Below are 17,334 nucleotides of genomic sequence, written 5' to 3'. Positions count from 1 at the left end.
TTTTAACTGGATTAGAGCGGGGGAGGTTACAAGTTTATACTTTGAAGCCTGGCATGATCACAACCACTACTTCCTGCTAGGCGGACACGCCTCCAGCAGTTGCTCCACCTCCGGCATCGTATAGCGCTGGTTGTTATTGCCAAAGTTGGTCTGGATGTAGTTAAGCAGGTTGGTGATCTGGTCTTCGCGCAAGTCTACACCCGGCATGGCCTGGTTATACTCCTTGCCGTTTACAGTAACAGGTCCTTCCATACCATGCCGGATCAGGCAGGGCAGTTCGTCGCGGTGCTTCTCCAGGTAGTCGGCACCGGCAATAGGAGGGATCACACCCCGAAGGCCACTTCCGTCTTCCATGTGGCAGCTCTGGCAGTTGGCCTCATAAAGACGCTGCCCCTCGTTCTTCTTGTTTGTAAAGCACTGGGTAAAGGTGGTGAGACACAAGCCTGCCGCAGCTATCGTTATAAGTTTATTTCTGGCCATTTTTTTCGTTCAGCAACACCGGGATATCCTTTATCAATCGGTCTACATCTTTTTCTGAAGTACCGTTGTAGTGGCCTCTTATTCTACGCTGCTGGTCTATGAGGTAAAAATCGCCGGAGTGGGAGAAGCCTCCTGCAGCACCGGCATCTTCTTGCGCGGCAGCCAGGTACTCTTCGGCAATGGCGTAAATGCTGTCTTTGTCGCCGGTAAGCAGGTGCCACTTGTTCGTCTCTATTCCCAACCTGTCAGCATAGTCTTTTAAAACGGCCACCGTATCGTGTGTAGGATCTATGGAGTGTGAGAGCAGCACTACATTAGGGTTATCCTTATAAGCCTCATATACCCGTAACATTTGGCTTTTCATTTTTGGGCAGATGGTAGGGCAGCTTGTGAAGAAAAAGTCTGTTATGTATACTTTGCCTGCTACTGTTTCCTGGGTTACGCGCTGGCTGTCCTGGTTTACGAAGGCAAAATCGGGAATAGTGTGGTAAACTGTATCAACTACTGTTTTACCATCTACTGTACGCTCCACCGGTTCACGCTCTCCATAAATTGGCAGTGTACCCTCATTAGTGCTGCTATCGCAGGCCGTAAAAAAGACGATACTCAAGGCAGTTGCTAAAGGCAATGTATACTGTCTCAGCGATGCTTTATTTATTCTGATCATAGGAGTTATAGGTTGCTTGGGCAGCATTGATGGTGCTGTCCATAAGGGTTTGTACTTTCTTTATCTTAACCATTTCCTGCTGCAGGTAGTTTATGGCTTGCTCATTTGGCATGTCGGCAGCCGGAGCTTTATACTGGCGCATCCATCCCATCATGGCTTCGTCGGCACGGTTAAGCAGTTGTATGTGCTGCTGCAGGTTATTAAGTATGGCAGAGTCTGGTTGCGTCTGTGTCTCCAGGGTATCGCGGAGGGTGCGTAGGCTTTTGCGCAGTTTAAAAATGTCCTCCATTTTAGCCATGGCCGTATCGTGTACGGCCAACACATTCTGCTCCAACGTCTCCTGCTGCTCTTCGGGACTTTGGACCTGGCTGCAGCTGCAAAGTATGGCAAGTGCAAGGCTGATTATAAGAAGGATGTATTTCATGGGCTTGCCAGGTAAAGAAAGGCTATACTTTTTATACTTTGGATAGTATGGTGGTACTGAAGCTGTGTTGATGCACTGCATATAGCAAAGGTACGGCTGCAAGGCGGGATGTGCAAAAGCAATGGGAAGTAGTTTAGCAGATAGGCTGGGAGTAAAAAGGCGGCCGCAGCCACAAATCTTTTCCTGCATTCGGGATCAGTTGCTGTAAAACCCGAAGTCTTGCTACCGAAATACGGCCGGAGCAATAGCTGTGCATTTACAAATGCTGCTGCAGCACCTTCCGGAGGTTATCTCTGCTGCCGGCTAGTTCAATTATATTTTTATAGTAACTCTCAGATACTGGTACAAAATGATCGGCTTCCCAGGCTTCGGTCCAGGCGCGTTTTAGCTGTACAATGGCTTCAGGATTTTTCTCGTGGGCGAGCAGCAGCACCTTGAGCAGCTTTTTCTGTTGCCTGGCTGGCATTGTTGCTTTGCAGACGATAGGGCCTTGCGGTATACCCTCAGATTTCCAGAGCAGCTTTACATCATTCTCCTTTAACTTACCGCTTTCCAGTTGCTTTTTATACTCTCCGGTGCCCAAAGCTGCTAGATCTGAACTGCCGCCTATTACCTCCTGCAGGGCATTAGCGTGGCTGTTCAAAAAATCTACCTGCCCAAACTGCTCTTCGGGGTTATGTATTCCTAAAGAACTGAGGTAAAGCCTCGGTATCAGATTACCTGATGTGGAGTGCCTGCCGGCAAATACCAGGGAGTAAGCCTGTGGGTTATCTTTTAATTGGCTTATACTTGTAATGCCCGACTTTTTGCTTGCGAAAAGCCCCGAAGTGTAGGCGTTTAATGCCTCTTCCGGTACTTCTAAGGCGGCAAGTGGGATGACGGGTGGTATAGAGTCGGTTTGCAGCAGTAGATAGCCGAAGGTATTCATCACAGCCACATCAGCTTCGCCTCTACGCATAGCTTCCACTAACTCACCAACAGAGGGATAGCTTTTAAGCCGCAGCGTAGCATTTAAGGCTTTGGCCATTTGCAGGGCTATGGGTTGTATATTCGCTAGCCTGTCGTTGTCGCCATAGGTATAAGTGGCTACCACAAGCACCCTCTTGGCCTTTGGAGCCAGCGCAAACACAGTGCTTTGCAAAGGCCAAAGTATAAGCAACATGCAAAGTAGTAGGAGGGAGCTTTTCATAATTTGTGTTCCATAGCACTCTATGTACAAAGATAGCTAATGTATACGTATTTAGGCGGTAGCGCAGTGTTTCTACCAACATAATTCGTTGAGAGATTAACGCGCATCTGTAGCTCTGATTATACTGGCAGCAGCAAAAAAGGCCTGACACTTGCCAGACCTTTGTATATTTTTTGCACACCTGCTACCTATGCCATGGGTACTGTGATTTCAGAGTGCAGTGCCTGTGCAATCTGGTCGTACTGTCCTTCGGAAATGTGGTCACGCAAAAACTTCATCACGTCCTGAAAAGCATAGTATGCGTGGTCTAGCGTAGGGAAGTCGGCTTTGTCGGCAAAGGCATCTTTAGTACGGATAAACTCCAGCCACTCATCTTCGTGGCGTATGCGCACAGGGCTGTGCATATGAAACCCATCATAGTAAACGCCTTTCCAGAGTATAGGGAGCTGTGCACCCAGGTGAATGGCTTCTGCAGTAGGAATACGATCACGTATGGCATGTAACACTGCTCTGAATATTCTGTTAGCCTTGTTTTCATCTTCAATGCCCAGGTAGTTGCAGAGCTTGTTTGTCCAGGTGTTCGCGTCCTTTACATAATTTTCAAAGTTCATAGCCATTTTAACCTCCTTTTCTAGTTTAAAAAGATTGTCCATTTAAATGAACGAGCCTGATGTAAGAGAGTTATCAGTTAATCGGGAAGAGGGTGAAGTATAAGGTGTAAGCTCCTGTTTGATAAGCAAAGTGGCCTGACGCTGAGATTATAAATATGAACATTAGCTAAAAAGGAAATAGCCTTACCATTTTTTACACGAAAAACACGGTGACAAGAATAAGTATAAGCCAAACTATATAATTCCATTTCACCTCTTTGCGTAGGTATAAAACCCAGAAGCCGATGAACATGACTAAGGTAATCACCTACTATATGGTCTTCAGCTAAAAGGTCATGAATTGCCCATGCCCGATACGGTTTACCGGCACCTGAAAGCAGTACTCGAAGAAGGCGATTAGACCGCTGATAAGTATAACCTTCCACAGCGACACATCTTTAAAACGAAAGTGCCCATACCAAGCAAAGGTCAAAAAAATGTTAGAGATGAGCATCAGAATAATCGTTTTCATAATCAAAATATAACTGCTAAACAGGAAAATGCTAACTGTTTTACTGCCTGAAATTATTTTTTTGCAATGCAAATTACATGGCACGATAATCGTTATAAATTTGCTATATATAACCCATTGTAAACTATGAAAAGACTATTTCAATTTAGTGCTGCTTTTTTGATAGGGGCGGCATTATTTAGCGGCTGCGAACCCGTGGAAGCTGAAGAAAATTTCGTGGAGGTAATTGGTGAATTTGAGCAGCCTTCGCCAGAGTCAGGATATCGTTTAAACCTATCCTATAATGGTCCGATGACTAAGCGGGATGGTTTTGCAAAATGGGTAGATTCAGTGCAACAGCAAGTTCCTTCTATGGTTAAGCTCAGCGAAAATATCTATGTAAATTACCTGCCCGAGGAAATGAACCGCAGGCCTGGCCGCAACGACATGCACACAAGTATAAGTTACTTACTTACCGCCTCCGACAGCACCCTTTACAATAGGTTGGTGAAGGATCTTTTAAAAACTGACCTGCCTTTTAGTATTAATGTAATGGGCACTTACATAGACCCAGCCAGGAAGACAAAGCTGCAGCAGGAGATGATGGAGAAAGCAGTGGAGAATGCCAAGCAAAAAATAGAGCACCTGAGCGGCGATAATCAGACTTATAAAATTGTGAGTATCGAGGAATTAGATAATGTCACGCCCTACGGACCGGAGTACTACGACATCAACCGGCGAATGGTGTCGCGCGTGAAGGTTAAAGCCCGTTTAAACTAAGTATACTTTCCCTGTCATTTTAATTAAAAAGGTTGTCCGCTCAGGTGGGTAGCCTTTTTGTGTTATTTGTAGTTTTAGGTGCTCATTTAAGGCACTATAGTAGGCGTTAATTTGTTCAGAATAAGTGGGTTGTGATACGTCTAATGGTCGTGTGTAAGATACATGATGATTACTGCATTAATCCACCCTTAAAAAGTATAGCATAAACCAAATAAAAGTGGTAGTTTTACCTATTAAATCTACCCTAATACACATGAGTGAAGTGGAAGAAAAACAATTGCATAACAATTATTCAGCAGATAGTATTCAGGTACTGGAAGGGCTCGAAGCCGTACGTAAGCGCCCGGCCATGTACATCGGCGATATCGGTATCAAAGGTTTGCACCACCTGGTTTGGGAGGTTGTAGATAACTCGATTGACGAGGCCCTTGCCGGCCATTGCGATACCATTAACGTAACCGTAAATCCAGACAATTCCATCACGGTATCCGATAACGGCCGTGGTATTCCTACAGACTTTCACCAGAAAGAAGGCCGCTCTGCCCTTGAGGTAGTAATGACGGTACTGCACGCTGGTGGTAAGTTTGATAAAGACACATACAAAGTATCAGGTGGTTTGCACGGTGTGGGTGTGAGCTGCGTTAACGCACTCTCTACAGACCTGCACGTAACGGTGCACCGCAACGGTAAAATATTTGAGCAGCATTACAACATCGGCGTGCCTGCTTACCCAGTGCGCGAGATTGGCACAACCGACAAAACAGGTACAACTGTTACCTTCCAGCCGGATGCTTCAATTTTTACCACCACAGAATATAAGTATGACACTATTGCCAGCCGTTTGCGTGAACTGGCGTTCCTGAACAAAGGCATACGCATTAACCTGCAGGACCTGCGCGAACTAGACGAACAAGGTGAGCCGGTAAACGCAGACTCTTTCTTCTCGGAAGGTGGCCTGAAAGAATTTGTGGCTTACCTGGACGAGACGCGTGAGAACCTGATTCCGGAGCCGATACACGTAGAGAGCGAGAAAAACGGTGTTCCTGTTGAGATTGCTTTGCAGTACAACACGTCTTACACCGAGAACATCTTCTCGTATGTAAACAATATCAACACCATTGAGGGTGGTACACACGTAGCTGGTTTCCGCCGCGCCCTTACCCGTACTTTAAAAGCTTATGCCGATAAGTCGGGTATGTTGGACAAGGTGAAGATCGATATTTCCGGCGATGACTTTAGAGAAGGCTTAACAGCCGTTATCTCTGTAAAGGTGGCAGAGCCGCAGTTCGAAGGACAGACCAAAACTAAACTGGGTAACTCAGAGGTTTCTGGTGCGGTGGATGTGGCTGTAGGCGAGATGCTAAACGAGTATCTGGAGGAGAACCCGAAAGAGGCGCGCATGATCGTGCAGAAAGTTATACTTGCTGCACAGGCTCGGAACGCAGCCCGTAAGGCCCGCGAGATGGTTCAGCGCAAGAGCGTACTTTCGAGCACTAGTTTGCCAGGTAAACTAGCCGACTGTTCCGATAGCGAGCCTGCAAACTGTGAGATTTACTTGGTAGAGGGTGACTCTGCGGGTGGATCTGCGAAGCAGGGCCGTAATCGTAAGTTTCAGGCTATACTTCCGCTGCGTGGTAAGATCTTGAACGTGGAAAAAGCACAAGAGCACCGCATCTACGAAAACGAAGAAATCAAGAACATGATTACAGCGTTGGGTGTGAGCTTTGGTACTGCAGAAGGTGAGAAAGCCCTGAACATGGAGAAGCTGCGTTACCATAAGGTCATCATCATGACGGATGCTGACGTGGACGGATCGCATATTCGTACACTTATACTTACCTTCTTCTTCCGTTACATGAAAGAACTGATCGAGAACGGTTATATCTACATTGCACTTCCTCCGCTATACTTAGTGAAGAAAGGCAAAGAAGAGCGTTACTGCTGGAGTGAGCAGGACCGTATGGAAGCCGTTGCAGAGCTTGGTAAAGGCAAGGACGAAAGCGTAGGCGTGCAGCGCTACAAAGGTCTTGGTGAGATGAACCCGGAGCAGCTCTGGACAACTACCATGGACCCAAGCGTGCGCAGCTTAAAGCAGGTAACTATCGAGTCTGCTGCCGAAGCAGATCATCTGTTCTCAATGCTGATGGGTGATGAGGTAGGTCCTCGTCGTGACTTTATCGAACGCAATGCTAAGTATGCCCGCGTAGACGTGTAATACTAACTTATAAATTCATACTTCATAGAGAGGCCAGCTACAACAGCTGGCCTTTTTCTTTACTGGTGTTTTTCAGAATAAGAGAATGGACAGGATTATCTGTAGTACCGGTCCAACCACCCCTGGCCCCTCCTTGTCTAAGGCGGGGAATCATTACTTACTATTTTATCCGTCATTAACATAGCTCAAGCAATTACCTTTTATCATTAAAGGATCTTGTGTGGAGGGAGGTTAAGCAGGAACAACAGCGCTTGTACTTCAGCGAAAAGTAATATCAAATTCCCCGCCTTAGACAAGGAGGGGCCAGGGGTGGTTGGGCCCAGTACTGCAGATTAATTAACAGCTGACATGAGAATCCCATGTATATACATTAAAATTTGCAAAAAACAGAACCTTAAAACATAGCTATTGTTATGCTATGGGAGCAGGTTTTTAAGGATCATCCTGCTATCTGTTAACCCTGAAAATCCTGATCGAAAGTACTAGGATGCTAAGCTGTGGCTTGTAATTTTACCGCGACAGTTAGTGTTAAACACAAAAGTTAATTACTAATGATAACAACAGATATATGTATCGTAGGGGCAGGCCCGGTGGGCTTGTTTGCCGTGTTTGAGGCAGGTTTGCTAAAGATGCGCTGCCACGTAGTGGATGCCCTTCCGGTAGTTGGTGGCCAGCTGGCCGAGATATACCCTAAAAAACCAATTTACGATATACCAGGCTTCCCAAGTATACTTGCTGGAGAGTTGGTAGAAAACCTGATGAAACAGATAGAGCCTTTTCACCCGACCTTTACACTAGGAGAGCGTGTAGAGGAACTGGATAAGCAGGAGGATGGCTCTTTTATCGTGACCACATCGGAGGGTACTAAAATTGCCTGTAAGGTAGTGGTAATTGCTGGTGGCTTGGGCTCATTTGAGCCACGCAAACCAGCCATTGAGAGCTTGGAAAACTTTGAGGGTAAAGGTGTAGCCTACATGGTGCGCGACCCGGAGTTGTTCCGCAGCAAACGCATTGTAGTAGCCGGAGGCGGCGACTCTGCCCTGGACTGGACTATCTATCTGGCTGGCCTTGCTGAAGAGCTTACGTTAGTGCATAGAGGTTCTACCTTCAGAGGTGCACCAGAGTCGGCGGAGAAGGTGCTGAGTATGGCCGAAGAAGGGCACATAAAGCTGCTGCTCAAATCAAACGTAACGGATGTGCACGGCAACGGTAAACTTGACTCCGTTACCGTGATGATCGATAACGAGACCGAGCATAAAATTGAGACCGATTACTTTATTCCGCTATTCGGTCTAGTACCTAAACTGGGACCGCTGGAGAACTGGGGGCTTGAGTTGGAGAAGGGTGCCATTGTGGTAAATACCTTCGACTACTCAACCAATATAGAGGGAGTATATGCCATCGGCGACATCAACACTTACCCGGGCAAGTTGAAGCTTATACTTTGCGGTTTCCATGAGGCGGCTCTGATGGCTCAAAGTGCTTACAATATTATTTACCCGGACAAAAAGTTTGTACTGAAGTACACCACCGTTAACGGCATACAGGAGCTAAGCTAATGGAGAATGCGATAAACATACACGTAGAACTGCACGATGGCAGCCGCGTTACCCTAGAGGCACCCACAGACATGGGCCTTTCGGTGATGGAGGTGATGAAAGCAAATGAACTGAATGTACCTGCCATCTGCGGCGGTATGGCTATCTGCGCCACATGCCACATAGAGGTGCTGCAAAGTGGCGAACTGCCAGAGCCAAACGACGACGAAGCCTATATGCTGGAAACTCTGCCTAACTCAACTGGTTCCAGCCGCCTCTCCTGTCAGCTGAAGATAAACCCTGAGCTTGATGGATTGATTGTAAGATTGATGCCAGAAGCATAAGTTTAAATTTTGAGAAATTATAAAAGCCATACTTCGCAAAGAAGTGTGGCTTTTATATTTAGCCCAGGCATAAGTGTAATCAATTTATACTATATTAGATTTTGTATATACATGCAGCTACTGCCTATGCGTTTACAAAGCTAACCGCAATATGAAAACAGACACAGCATATAGTAGTAAAACTGACAATCGAAGGGAGCCAGAGCAGAGAAGATGAACTCCTGCATAGGGTTGTACTTCATATTAAATCTAAAACCAAACTTAAAAATGAAAAATAAATTTGCAGTAGGGATAGGTGTTTTGCTATTAATAATAGTAGTCTATTATACGGCAGTAGTACTTATCGCGCGGGCAGAAACAGAGGAAATTGTAGTTACTGCACTGTCATCAGATAAAATAAAGCTTCGGCTGGATGATTTGACCGATGAACAACTGGAGGCGCTACTAAAAGTTCAGGATCCGGGGTTTTACAGCCATCAGGGCTTTGATTTTGAGACTCCTGGTACAGGTGTAACAACTTTAAGTCAGGGATTGGTTAAAATGTACTACTTCGATAACTTTAAGCCTGGCATTGGCAAAGTGAAGCAAACGTTGATAGCCCGCTTTGCCTTTGATCCGCTAACGCCAAAAGACACAACCCTTCTGCTTTTCATAAATGAAGTATACTTAGGCGAGAAAGGCGGAGCTCCGCTTAAAGGCTTTGAAGATGGAGCGCAATTCTACTTTCATAAAAACTTTAGGCAATTAACGTGGGATGAGTACCTCTCCCTGATTGCCATGATTAGAGCACCCTTTAATTACCATTACTTTAGCAAAAGAGAAGCGAACCTAGAGCGTGTTGGCAGAATACGAAAACTACTGTCAGGAGAGTATACCCCGAAGGACAACAGCGACATTTTTTATGACAGGGAATGATACTATTCAACAATATCACAATAATATAACAATGCGCCAATTTCTGAAGCTGCAAAGGATTAACTGTATTAGCTACAACTCATTTAACGGTATAGTCCTTAACTCCTCCACAGGCCATTCTGCCAGTTCTGCTCCGGCTATATAAGCACTTTCGAAGAAGTTAAGCAGGGCCTCTCGTGGGTTATCCAGCAGGCGCAGTTCTTCATAGTTTAATAGGGCCATAGGGCTACCGTTCGAGTCTACCCATTGGGCGCATTTAGGATAAAGCTTTTCCAGTTCAAGGCCATCTGGCGATGGGAACGTGTATGAGTAGAAAGCCGGAAAACGCACCTTATCATCACCAGGCCAGAAACCGAAGCTGATCACCTCGTGCGAGTAAGCATCTTTTTCTACCACGCTGGCCTCTATGGGGACAGGTATACTTTTGCCAGAGAAGCGGGTTACCGTCAGGTCCATATGGTGCCAGTACAGGTGCACCGGGCAGGTTTTGCCATAAAAGCGGCCGCTAAATTCTTTCATCACCTGGTCTATGGTAACCAGGGTGCGCCAATAGCGGTTAACCTGTTCGGGGTTATACGTAGCATGCTGGTAATCTTCGGCAAAGGGTATTTTACTTTTATTGTCGTAGGGTTCAGCTAAAATATCTACCTGTATACCCAGCACATCGAGCGCTTTCATTACTGAAGTATAAAAGTTAGAAACGCTTAGCCCGTCCTGCAGGGCAAGGCTCTCAGTTGCTCCGGTACTGGTGCGCATTACCAGCTGGTGGTCAATAAAATCAAAGTCGATTTCAAAAGTATAAAACTTGTACGGGATAGGCCCCGTACCCATTCCGCGCGAGGTAACGTACAGCGTTACATTCCACCAATGGTTACGGCGCGGCATTTGCTCTAACCTTATCTTGCCAATAATCTGAAAGTATAGATGCAGCGTGTCTTTTGTTGACTCCCATTCTTCGAGTGGTAGCGGCGGAAAGTCCGGATTTTTAAGTGCGTTTGGTGCTTTTGTAGCCATATTTTATCGGGCATTATCCTGAATTTATGGTACGAGAGTATGCAGCGTTTTGTGTTAAGAATGAGTTTAAGAAGTTATTGCGAGGGCTGATGCACTCAAATCATGCTTTAAAATCTATTTTGCCTGTCAATATGGAGGAATACCTATACTTTCTCGTTATATTTTGTGTTTAGTAGTATCTTAGTCTTTCCAACATAAATTAAAGCCCTAATCCTAGGAAACATGCTTATCAACAAGGTTTCTGATCAGATAAAGAGAAGTAAATATATTAGCCGCGACCTGAGCTGGTTGCGTTTTAATTACCGTGTGCTTGATCAGGCACGTGATACGAATAAAAGTTTCTTCGATAGATTGAAGTTCCTGGCCATCACCTCGTCTAACCTCGACGAGTTTTTCATGATCAGGGTGGGCAGCTTGTACAATTACCTCGACTACGGCAAAGAACGCACCGACTACTCTGGCCTTAGGGAGTTGCCTTTCCGTAAGAAGTTGCTGGACTACGCGCACCGTTTCGTGAACGACCAGTACCTTACCTTTAATAGCGAAATAAAGCCGCTTTGCGAGAAGCATGGCTTTGATATACTGAAGATCAGTGAGCTGACGGAGATAGAACAGAAAAAAGTAGACTCATACTTTAAAAACACGATCTACCCGCTACTCACACCCATGGTGTTCGACAACTACCATGGCTTTCCGTTGCTAATGAACCAGTTGCTTACCTTTGGTGTGGTAACCCGCACCACCGAAGAGCAGAAGGCACAGGACCGGGTAACGTTTGTGCAGATACCCCAGAACCTGGCTCGCTTTTACGAGCTCAACCGCAAGGATAAGATCATTTTTGTGCCGATAGAGGAGATCGTGCGCTGGAAGATAAAGAAGCTGTTCCGTAACGTGGAGATCGTGTCGGTGAACCTGTTTCGTATAACCCGTAACGGCGACTTTACTCTGGAAGAATCTGACGACCTGGAGGCAGACTTTGTGCAGGAGATCAAGTCGAAGCTGAAAACGCGCAAAAAGGGCCGTGTAGTAAGGCTGGAGATTGAGCGTAACCCATCGCAGTTCATGTTGAAGGTGCTAAAAGAGCGCTGGACAATTGATAATGCCAACATCTTCACCATTAGCAATCTGATAGACCTGCGCAGCCTGTGGCAGATCATCAACCACCGTCAGTTCAAGGACAAAGGCTTTAAGCAACCTTCGTCGGTGGCGCCGCTAAGCTTGCCGAGCGATGGCGTGGATCTGTTTGAGTACCTGAAGGAGCATGATGTGCTGCTGCACCACCCATACAACAGCATGGAGCCTGTGGTAGAGCTGCTGGAGCGTGCTGCCGAAGACCCATCGGTGCTGGGAATAAAGCAAACTATTTATCGTCTGGCAGACCAAAGCCGTGTTACAGCCGCTTTATTGAAGGCCGCTGAAAACGGCAAGCACGTGTCGGTGTTGTTTGAGGTAAAGGCGCGCTTTGACGAGGAGCGTAACCTGCGCGAAGGCGAAAGACTAGAGAAGGCCGGATGCTTTGTGATCTATGGTATCAGCAAGTATAAAACGCATACCAAAATGATGATGATTATCCGTAAGGAAGGGGAGAAGGTAACGCGTTACGTACACATTGGCAGCGGTAACTACAACGAACAAACCGCCAGGCTATATACAGACGTGAGCCTGCTGACAACCGACGAAGTATACGCCCACGACGTATCGGAATTCTTTAATGTAATCACCGGCCACTCTAGGCCAAACGATTATAGGTACCTGATGACTTCTCCAAAAGATATGCGCCACGACCTGATCGAACTGATCCGGCATGAGGCCAAGAATGCGAAGAAAGGACTCAAGAGCGGTATCGTGATCAAGATAAACTCACTCGAGGACAAGGAGATCATAGACGAGATGTACAAGGCATCTAAAGCAGGTGTGCCTATAAAACTGATTGTGCGTGGTATATGTTGCCTGCGCCCTGGCCGCGAAGATCTAAGCGAGAATATTACGGTGAAAAGTATAGTGGGCGAGTACCTGGAGCATGCCCGTTTATATTACTTCCACAACAACGGCGACCCGAAACTATACGGTGGCAGTGCCGACTGCATGGTACGTAGCTTTGACCGCAGAATTGAGGCGCTATTCTTGATAGCAAACGAGGAACTGAAGCGCGAAGCAATCAACGTTTTATATTACAACCTGCTGGACAACCAGAACTCCTACATTATGAGAGAGGACGGCACATACATCAAAAAACGCACACTGGCTAACGAGGAGATAGTGGATGTGCACAAAATCTTTTACAACAAAAATTACGTGGAAGCACCTGTGGCAGAGTTAGTGTAGCCAAGTATAAAAGGACTAGGAGCAGAAGCCGGAGCAAATTTATATTTGCTCCGGCTTCTGCTTTTAAATGATACACTGCACTGGCTTCTCAGGATTAAGTTGCTATGGTTTAGTAGATTTTTGTAATGTAGATCGCTATACCAGAAGTGATGCCACTAAAATGATTGTCATCCCTCCATCTCCTTCAAATAAAGCAACACCAAAGGAGCATCTTCTCCATAAGAATAAAACAAGCTTTACTCTATACAAACCTCCAATACTAGTCCCCATACTACTATATTTCTGCGTATATTTACGAGCATATCATTCACGTTAAAATCACGGATTTTTGAAGTTAGCTGCTATCGATATTGGTTCAAATGCTGTCAGATGTCAAATCTCAAGTGTGTTGAACCAGAATGGAAACGTTATTTTCAAGAAGATTGAATACATCCGCTACGCGATCCGCTTTGGCGAAGATGTATTTAATACCGGCTATATCAGCGAGTATAAAATTGAGAAGTTCATAAAACTCCTGCGCGCCCTGCAACTGCTGATAGATGTACACGACGTAAACCATTTCATGATATGCGCCACCTCTGCCATGCGCAACTCCTTAAACGCACCCCAGATTCTGGAGCGCGTGTACCAGGAAACAGGTATGAATATAGATGTGATAGATGGCGTAGCAGAGGCAGAATTGATCAACAAAGTAATAATTAACTTTTTGGATGAACGCAATTACCTACATATTGATGTGGGTGGGGGCAGTACGGAATTCAATATTTATGTAAACCGGGAGAAGATAGCATCACAATCCTTTGAGCAGGGCACCATCAGGCACATGCACGGCAGAGATTCCGAAGTACTGTGGAACAATATGCGCGAATGGATTGAGGTCAATTCTAAAAAGTACCACTTGTCACGTGCCATCGGCACTGGCGGTAACATAAACAAGATTTATGAGCTGTCAGGTAAATCAGGAGGCAAACCTATCTTCCGGAAACAAATAGAGGAAGTCTCGGCGATGGTGGCAGGCATGAGCATGGATGACCGCTTAACTAAGTTACTGCTAAACCCAGATCGTGCCGATGTTATACTTCCTGCCGCAGAAATATACCTCTCTGCCATGAAGTGGGCCAAGCTGGAAAGTATGATCGTGCCAGCCGTTGGCTTGAAAGATGGAATTCTGCATGCCCTTTACGAACGTAACCACCCGGAGCGGTTTGTAATCAGCGGATTAGCTTAGAAAATATAAGTATAACCACCTTCTGCTTTTGTAAAGACTGGCCACTCCCCCAATGCTGTCAGCTTACGTAATGTTACCATCTTGACCTCTGGGAGAGATCTCTTCAAAATTAGAACTGAGAAAATTCTATAAAGATCTCTCCCAAAGGTCGATATGACAGCACAAATTTATTTGTGACCTGTCTCTACAATTGCAGCTTTGCTTACAAAAGAGATTCTTTCCGCACCCAGCCTCGTTCACCAGTCTCTGATTTTACAAACGTATAGCCATTGAAACCTCCCAGCACGGCCACTTTACTGCCTGCACCTAAACTATCTTTTGCAGGGGCTTTTATACTTGCTTCGTCCAGAAGGTCGGCCTGGGCAGCCAGTTTCTCATACTTGATCGGTTTGGCGGCTGTCTCTACTAAACTGCTGGCGATATATGCTTCTGTGCCGTTTGGCAACTCTACCCTGAACCAACTGGCGTAGGCAGCTGTCACAAAAAGAGGCGTATGCTGTGGTAGTTGTTTGTATACTTTAGATTTCGTGGATGGCTGTTGGCGCACATTGGCTGCTCTAGCCGATACCCGTACCCAGTTTCCAATTTTACTTGCATCAACCTGTACAGGTGGCGCGGATGTTTTATTCTCGTGCAAGTAGGGATAGGGGTTAGTGGGGCCTTGACCATAGCGGTAAATACCGAAGTGCAGGTGTGGGTTGGTTCCTCTGGCATTCCCTGTGTTGCCCACAAAACCAAGTGTATCCCCTTTTTCCACACGCTGTCCTGCTGTTACCGCCTGGCTATCCAAATGGGCATAGTATAAATTCTGGCGCCGGTCGTAGTCGGCCAGCCATACTACCTTACCGCCTCTGGGAGTAGTGTTTACACGGGTAATTATTCCAGGACTGGCAGCTACTACAGGTGTGCCGCGTTTGGCAAACACATCAACCCCCTCGTGTGAGCGGGCCCCATTGTCGCGCGGATCTCCCCAGATGCTGGCAATGTTGCGGCTGGTTTTGCCCGCCACCGGAAAGCCAAGCGTAGGCTCCGACTTTATTGTAACTGTATACTGCCCGCTGCGCAAGAGCTCTGGCTGCACCCTCAAAATATGCTGACTGTCGTTTTCCACTTCATATACCAGCGTGTTTACTACCGTATCAGAATAAGCCACATGTTTTGGAGTAGCGGTACCTTCAAACATATCCATAAAAACCTGCATGGCCTGGCGTGCTTTTACTTCCAGGTTTACGACAATGCGCTCTCCTCGCTTTGCATCAATTTTGTAGCCTAAAGCCTTGGGTTTATCAGCTGAGAAATACCCGGTTTCTTTAAAGGGTAAAGTAACGGTTATCGAATCCTGTAGTGCCTTTTCGCCGGCCCGTAGCCAGTCCTGGCCAAGTGCAGTTTGGTCTAGTTTAGCATCTTTTAGTTTAGATACATATGCCTCATAAGGTGTCTGGTCTTTAAACACAGTACGCAGTGTTTGCGGACCGCCGCAACTGGCAGCGATCAATAACAGGAAAGACAAAAAGAGTATGTTTAAGCGGTTACTTCTTTTAAAAAGCATGTATGATTACTAAGGTTGATGTGGTTATAACACAGGTAGATACGCAAAAATGATGCCTTTTATACTTCCAAGTCTCTCTTGGCAGTTCAGGTGAGCCGGCAATAGCTGCAGAACTTAACCGTGTGGATAGCACTGCGTAAAAAGGTAAAACTATAAAGCTATTATTATGAGAAAGCCCAGGTTAAGATATATACGAAGAAGGTTGGCAAAGGGCATACTTCCATTGTTCGCACCGCTGGTACTAACCCCTATGGCCACGCCGGTAGGAGGTGCCTCGTCAGCTTCATTAAAAGACTCGAAACGTACCAAAGCCCGTATCTCCGAATATAAAGTAGTAAAGTTTAACCAGGTTGCCTTTAACCTTTACAACCACATAGGGCTACAGGAAACAGGCATGAGGCTGGAGGTGTTCGAAAAAGCACTTACCGGTTACTACAACATGAAGCACCGCGACGAAATCGCTGATAAAGCTATACTTACCATCGTGGACTTTTCTAAATCATCGAATGAGAAGAGGCTGTGGGTAGTGGACCTGGACAAGAAAGAACTGCTGCATAATACCTACGTGTCGCATGGGCGCAACTCCGGGGATGAGTTTGCCGAGAACTTCTCTAACAAGAGCGAATCGTACATGAGCAGCATAGGATTTTATGTAACCGAAGGCACCTACTACGGCAAACATGGCCTGTCGCTTAAGTTGGAGGGTTTAGACAAGGAATTTAACTCCAATGCCAAAGATCGCTGTATAGTAATGCACGGAGCAGAGTATGCCACCGAGGATTTTATAGCACAGGCTGGCAGACTAGGGCGCAGCCTTGGTTGCCCGGCTATACCTATGGAAGAACACGAGGATATTATTAAAACAGTGGTAGGAGGTACAGCGATGTACATACACGCAGAGTACGATGCCTATACTTCGCAGTACCTGGACCACGTAACTGCCATGGCAGAACTGGTAAAGGAAAATCAGAAAGACATTCCGCCTACTGAACCCGCCACTTAATGCTGCAGCCTACGCTGGGCTGTTGTTGCATGTTCACCGGCTTGTGGTCAAGTAAAAGATCCAGCACCTGTTTCAGGTCCTGGCCGGTTACCGGTACGTCGTTGTTTGGCCTGGAGCCGTCGAACTGGCCGTGGTAGGCTAAGCGCTTGTGCCCGTCGTACACGAAAAACTCAGGAGTACACTCAGCCATGTAATGGCGTGCTACCATCTGGGTTTGGTCGTAGAGGTACGGAAAGGGAAACTGCAATTCGTCAGCCAGCATTTTCATCTCCTCCGGTCCATCGAGCGGCTGTATCTGCGCATCGTTAGAGCTGATGGCGACAAAGCTTATACCCTTTTGCTGATACTCGTCTGCCAGCTGCACCAGCTCTGGTAAAATGTGTTTTACATAAGGGCAGTGGTTGCAGATAAACATGATAACGGTAGCATTTGGAGAGGCTATATCGTCTAAGGAAACAAGCTTATCAGAAACAGTATCTAAAAGGGCAAAGTGATGGGCTTTAGAACCCAACTCGATCTGGGTGGTGGAGTGTGCCATAGTTTAAGGTTTTAGTGGTAAGCC

At 46.3% G+C, this 17,334-nt stretch carries 17 protein-coding genes; 8 read left to right on the top strand and 9 right to left on the bottom strand.

Translation table 11 applies throughout. The features are described 5' to 3' along the window. Positions 1-66: 66 nt before the first annotated feature. The 6 genes from H8S84_RS05885 to H8S84_RS20090 form a co-directional block, all read right to left on the bottom strand. Positions 67-480 (bottom strand): c-type cytochrome, encoded by a 414-nt coding sequence (locus H8S84_RS05885; RefSeq protein ID WP_187066311.1) that lies wholly within the window; start codon positions 478-480, stop codon positions 67-69. Continuing rightward, a complete protein-coding gene (locus H8S84_RS05880; protein WP_187066310.1) occupies positions 467-1,147 on the bottom strand; it encodes an SCO family protein in 681 nt (226 codons plus the stop codon). The genes H8S84_RS05885 and H8S84_RS05880 overlap by 14 nt, the downstream gene beginning before the upstream one ends. After that, positions 1,131-1,571, bottom strand: a complete 441-nt coding sequence (locus H8S84_RS05875) for a hypothetical protein (protein ID WP_187066309.1) — start codon at positions 1,569-1,571, stop codon at positions 1,131-1,133. The genes H8S84_RS05880 and H8S84_RS05875 overlap by 17 nt, the downstream gene beginning before the upstream one ends. Positions 1,572-1,827: 256 nt before the next feature. Beyond that, a complete protein-coding gene (locus tag H8S84_RS05870) occupies positions 1,828-2,760 on the bottom strand; it encodes a phosphate/phosphite/phosphonate ABC transporter substrate-binding protein (RefSeq protein ID WP_187066308.1) in 933 nt (310 codons plus the stop codon). A 188-nt stretch (positions 2,761-2,948) separates the two neighbouring features. Next, positions 2,949-3,413, bottom strand: a complete 465-nt coding sequence (locus H8S84_RS05865; RefSeq protein WP_230407051.1) for a DUF2267 domain-containing protein — start codon at positions 3,411-3,413, stop codon at positions 2,949-2,951. A 283-nt stretch (positions 3,414-3,696) separates the two neighbouring features. Next, on the bottom strand, positions 3,697-3,882 hold the full coding sequence (locus H8S84_RS20090) for a DMT family protein (protein WP_230407050.1): 186 nt from the start codon (positions 3,880-3,882) through the stop codon (positions 3,697-3,699). 126 nt (positions 3,883-4,008) lie between these two features. Here H8S84_RS20090 and H8S84_RS05855 point away from each other — a divergent pair, with 126 nt between their 5' ends. From H8S84_RS05855 to H8S84_RS05835, 5 genes are all read left to right on the top strand, one after another. Beyond that, a complete protein-coding gene (locus H8S84_RS05855; RefSeq protein ID WP_187066307.1) occupies positions 4,009-4,641 on the top strand; it encodes an SIMPL domain-containing protein in 633 nt (210 codons plus the stop codon). A gap of 253 nt (positions 4,642-4,894) precedes the next feature. Further along, a complete protein-coding gene (gyrB, locus tag H8S84_RS05850) occupies positions 4,895-6,856 on the top strand; it encodes a DNA topoisomerase (ATP-hydrolyzing) subunit B (RefSeq protein WP_187066306.1) in 1,962 nt (653 codons plus the stop codon). 551 nt (positions 6,857-7,407) lie between these two features. Continuing rightward, positions 7,408-8,415 (top strand): NAD(P)/FAD-dependent oxidoreductase, encoded by a 1,008-nt coding sequence (locus tag H8S84_RS05845; protein ID WP_187066305.1) that lies wholly within the window; start codon positions 7,408-7,410, stop codon positions 8,413-8,415. Continuing rightward, positions 8,415-8,738: a 2Fe-2S iron-sulfur cluster-binding protein gene (locus H8S84_RS05840; protein ID WP_187066304.1), complete on the top strand. Its 324-nt coding sequence runs from the start codon at positions 8,415-8,417 to the stop codon at positions 8,736-8,738. The genes H8S84_RS05845 and H8S84_RS05840 overlap by 1 nt, the downstream gene beginning before the upstream one ends. Before the next feature lie 267 nt (positions 8,739-9,005). Next, a complete protein-coding gene (locus tag H8S84_RS05835) occupies positions 9,006-9,653 on the top strand; it encodes a transglycosylase domain-containing protein (protein ID WP_187066303.1) in 648 nt (215 codons plus the stop codon). A 72-nt stretch (positions 9,654-9,725) separates the two neighbouring features. On the opposite strand, the gene H8S84_RS05830 is transcribed toward H8S84_RS05835, so the two are convergent. Continuing rightward, entirely contained in the window at positions 9,726-10,667 is a 942-nt protein-coding gene (locus H8S84_RS05830) for a DUF5996 family protein (RefSeq protein WP_187066302.1), read from the bottom strand. A 222-nt stretch (positions 10,668-10,889) separates the two neighbouring features. On the opposite strand from H8S84_RS05830, the gene ppk1 reads away from it, so the two are divergent. After that, positions 10,890-12,992, top strand: coding sequence for a polyphosphate kinase 1 (gene ppk1 / locus H8S84_RS05825; RefSeq protein WP_187066301.1), 2,103 nt, complete (start codon positions 10,890-10,892; stop codon positions 12,990-12,992). A gap of 328 nt (positions 12,993-13,320) precedes the next feature. Then, positions 13,321-14,220, top strand: a complete 900-nt coding sequence (locus H8S84_RS05820; RefSeq protein WP_187066300.1) for a Ppx/GppA phosphatase family protein — start codon at positions 13,321-13,323, stop codon at positions 14,218-14,220. A 202-nt stretch (positions 14,221-14,422) separates the two neighbouring features. On the opposite strand, the gene H8S84_RS05815 is transcribed toward H8S84_RS05820, so the two are convergent. Next, the gene (locus H8S84_RS05815; protein ID WP_230407049.1) at positions 14,423-15,730 is read right to left on the bottom strand and encodes a peptidoglycan DD-metalloendopeptidase family protein; all 1,308 of its coding nucleotides are present in this window, start codon (positions 15,728-15,730) and stop codon (positions 14,423-14,425) included. Between the two features lie 205 nt (positions 15,731-15,935). On the opposite strand from H8S84_RS05815, the gene H8S84_RS05810 reads away from it, so the two are divergent. Continuing rightward, positions 15,936-16,772: a murein L,D-transpeptidase catalytic domain family protein gene (locus tag H8S84_RS05810; RefSeq protein WP_230407048.1), complete on the top strand. Its 837-nt coding sequence runs from the start codon at positions 15,936-15,938 to the stop codon at positions 16,770-16,772. On the opposite strand, the gene H8S84_RS05805 is transcribed toward H8S84_RS05810, so the two are convergent. Further along, complete coding sequence (locus H8S84_RS05805; protein ID WP_187066298.1) at positions 16,753-17,310, bottom strand: thioredoxin family protein; 558 nt, start codon at positions 17,308-17,310, stop codon at positions 16,753-16,755. The genes H8S84_RS05810 and H8S84_RS05805 overlap by 20 nt on opposite strands. Positions 17,311-17,334: the final 24 nt, after the last annotated feature.

The organism is Pontibacter cellulosilyticus, assembly GCF_014306105.1.
Lineage (GTDB): Bacteria > Bacteroidota > Bacteroidia > Cytophagales > Hymenobacteraceae > Pontibacter > Pontibacter cellulosilyticus.
The sequence above is the reverse complement of the archived record's forward strand: the minus strand, read 5'-3'. Positions and strand labels throughout refer to the sequence as shown.

Bases quoted from the DNA above. Each gene is read 5' to 3' on its own strand.
- H8S84_RS05885 (WP_187066311.1), bottom strand. From the start codon at position 480: ATGGCCAGAAATAAACTTATAACGATAGCTGCGGCAGGCTTGTGTCTC.
- H8S84_RS05880 (WP_187066310.1), bottom strand. From the start codon at position 1,147: ATGATCAGAATAAATAAAGCATCGCTGAGACAGTATACATTGCCTTTA.
- H8S84_RS05875 (WP_187066309.1), bottom strand. From the start codon at position 1,571: ATGAAATACATCCTTCTTATAATCAGCCTTGCACTTGCCATACTTTGC.
- H8S84_RS05870 (WP_187066308.1), bottom strand. From the start codon at position 2,760: ATGAAAAGCTCCCTCCTACTACTTTGCATGTTGCTTATACTTTGGCCT.
- H8S84_RS05865 (WP_230407051.1), bottom strand. From the start codon at position 3,413: ATGGACAATCTTTTTAAACTAGAAAAGGAGGTTAAAATGGCTATGAAC.
- H8S84_RS20090 (WP_230407050.1), bottom strand. From the start codon at position 3,882: ATGAAAACGATTATTCTGATGCTCATCTCTAACATTTTTTTGACCTTT.
- H8S84_RS05855 (WP_187066307.1), top strand. From the start codon at position 4,009: ATGAAAAGACTATTTCAATTTAGTGCTGCTTTTTTGATAGGGGCGGCA.
- gyrB (WP_187066306.1), top strand. From the start codon at position 4,895: ATGAGTGAAGTGGAAGAAAAACAATTGCATAACAATTATTCAGCAGAT.
- H8S84_RS05845 (WP_187066305.1), top strand. From the start codon at position 7,408: ATGATAACAACAGATATATGTATCGTAGGGGCAGGCCCGGTGGGCTTG.
- H8S84_RS05840 (WP_187066304.1), top strand. From the start codon at position 8,415: ATGGAGAATGCGATAAACATACACGTAGAACTGCACGATGGCAGCCGC.
- H8S84_RS05835 (WP_187066303.1), top strand. From the start codon at position 9,006: ATGAAAAATAAATTTGCAGTAGGGATAGGTGTTTTGCTATTAATAATA.
- H8S84_RS05830 (WP_187066302.1), bottom strand. From the start codon at position 10,667: ATGGCTACAAAAGCACCAAACGCACTTAAAAATCCGGACTTTCCGCCG.
- ppk1 (WP_187066301.1), top strand. From the start codon at position 10,890: ATGCTTATCAACAAGGTTTCTGATCAGATAAAGAGAAGTAAATATATT.
- H8S84_RS05810 (WP_230407048.1), top strand. From the start codon at position 15,936: ATGAGAAAGCCCAGGTTAAGATATATACGAAGAAGGTTGGCAAAGGGC.
- H8S84_RS05805 (WP_187066298.1), bottom strand. From the start codon at position 17,310: ATGGCACACTCCACCACCCAGATCGAGTTGGGTTCTAAAGCCCATCAC.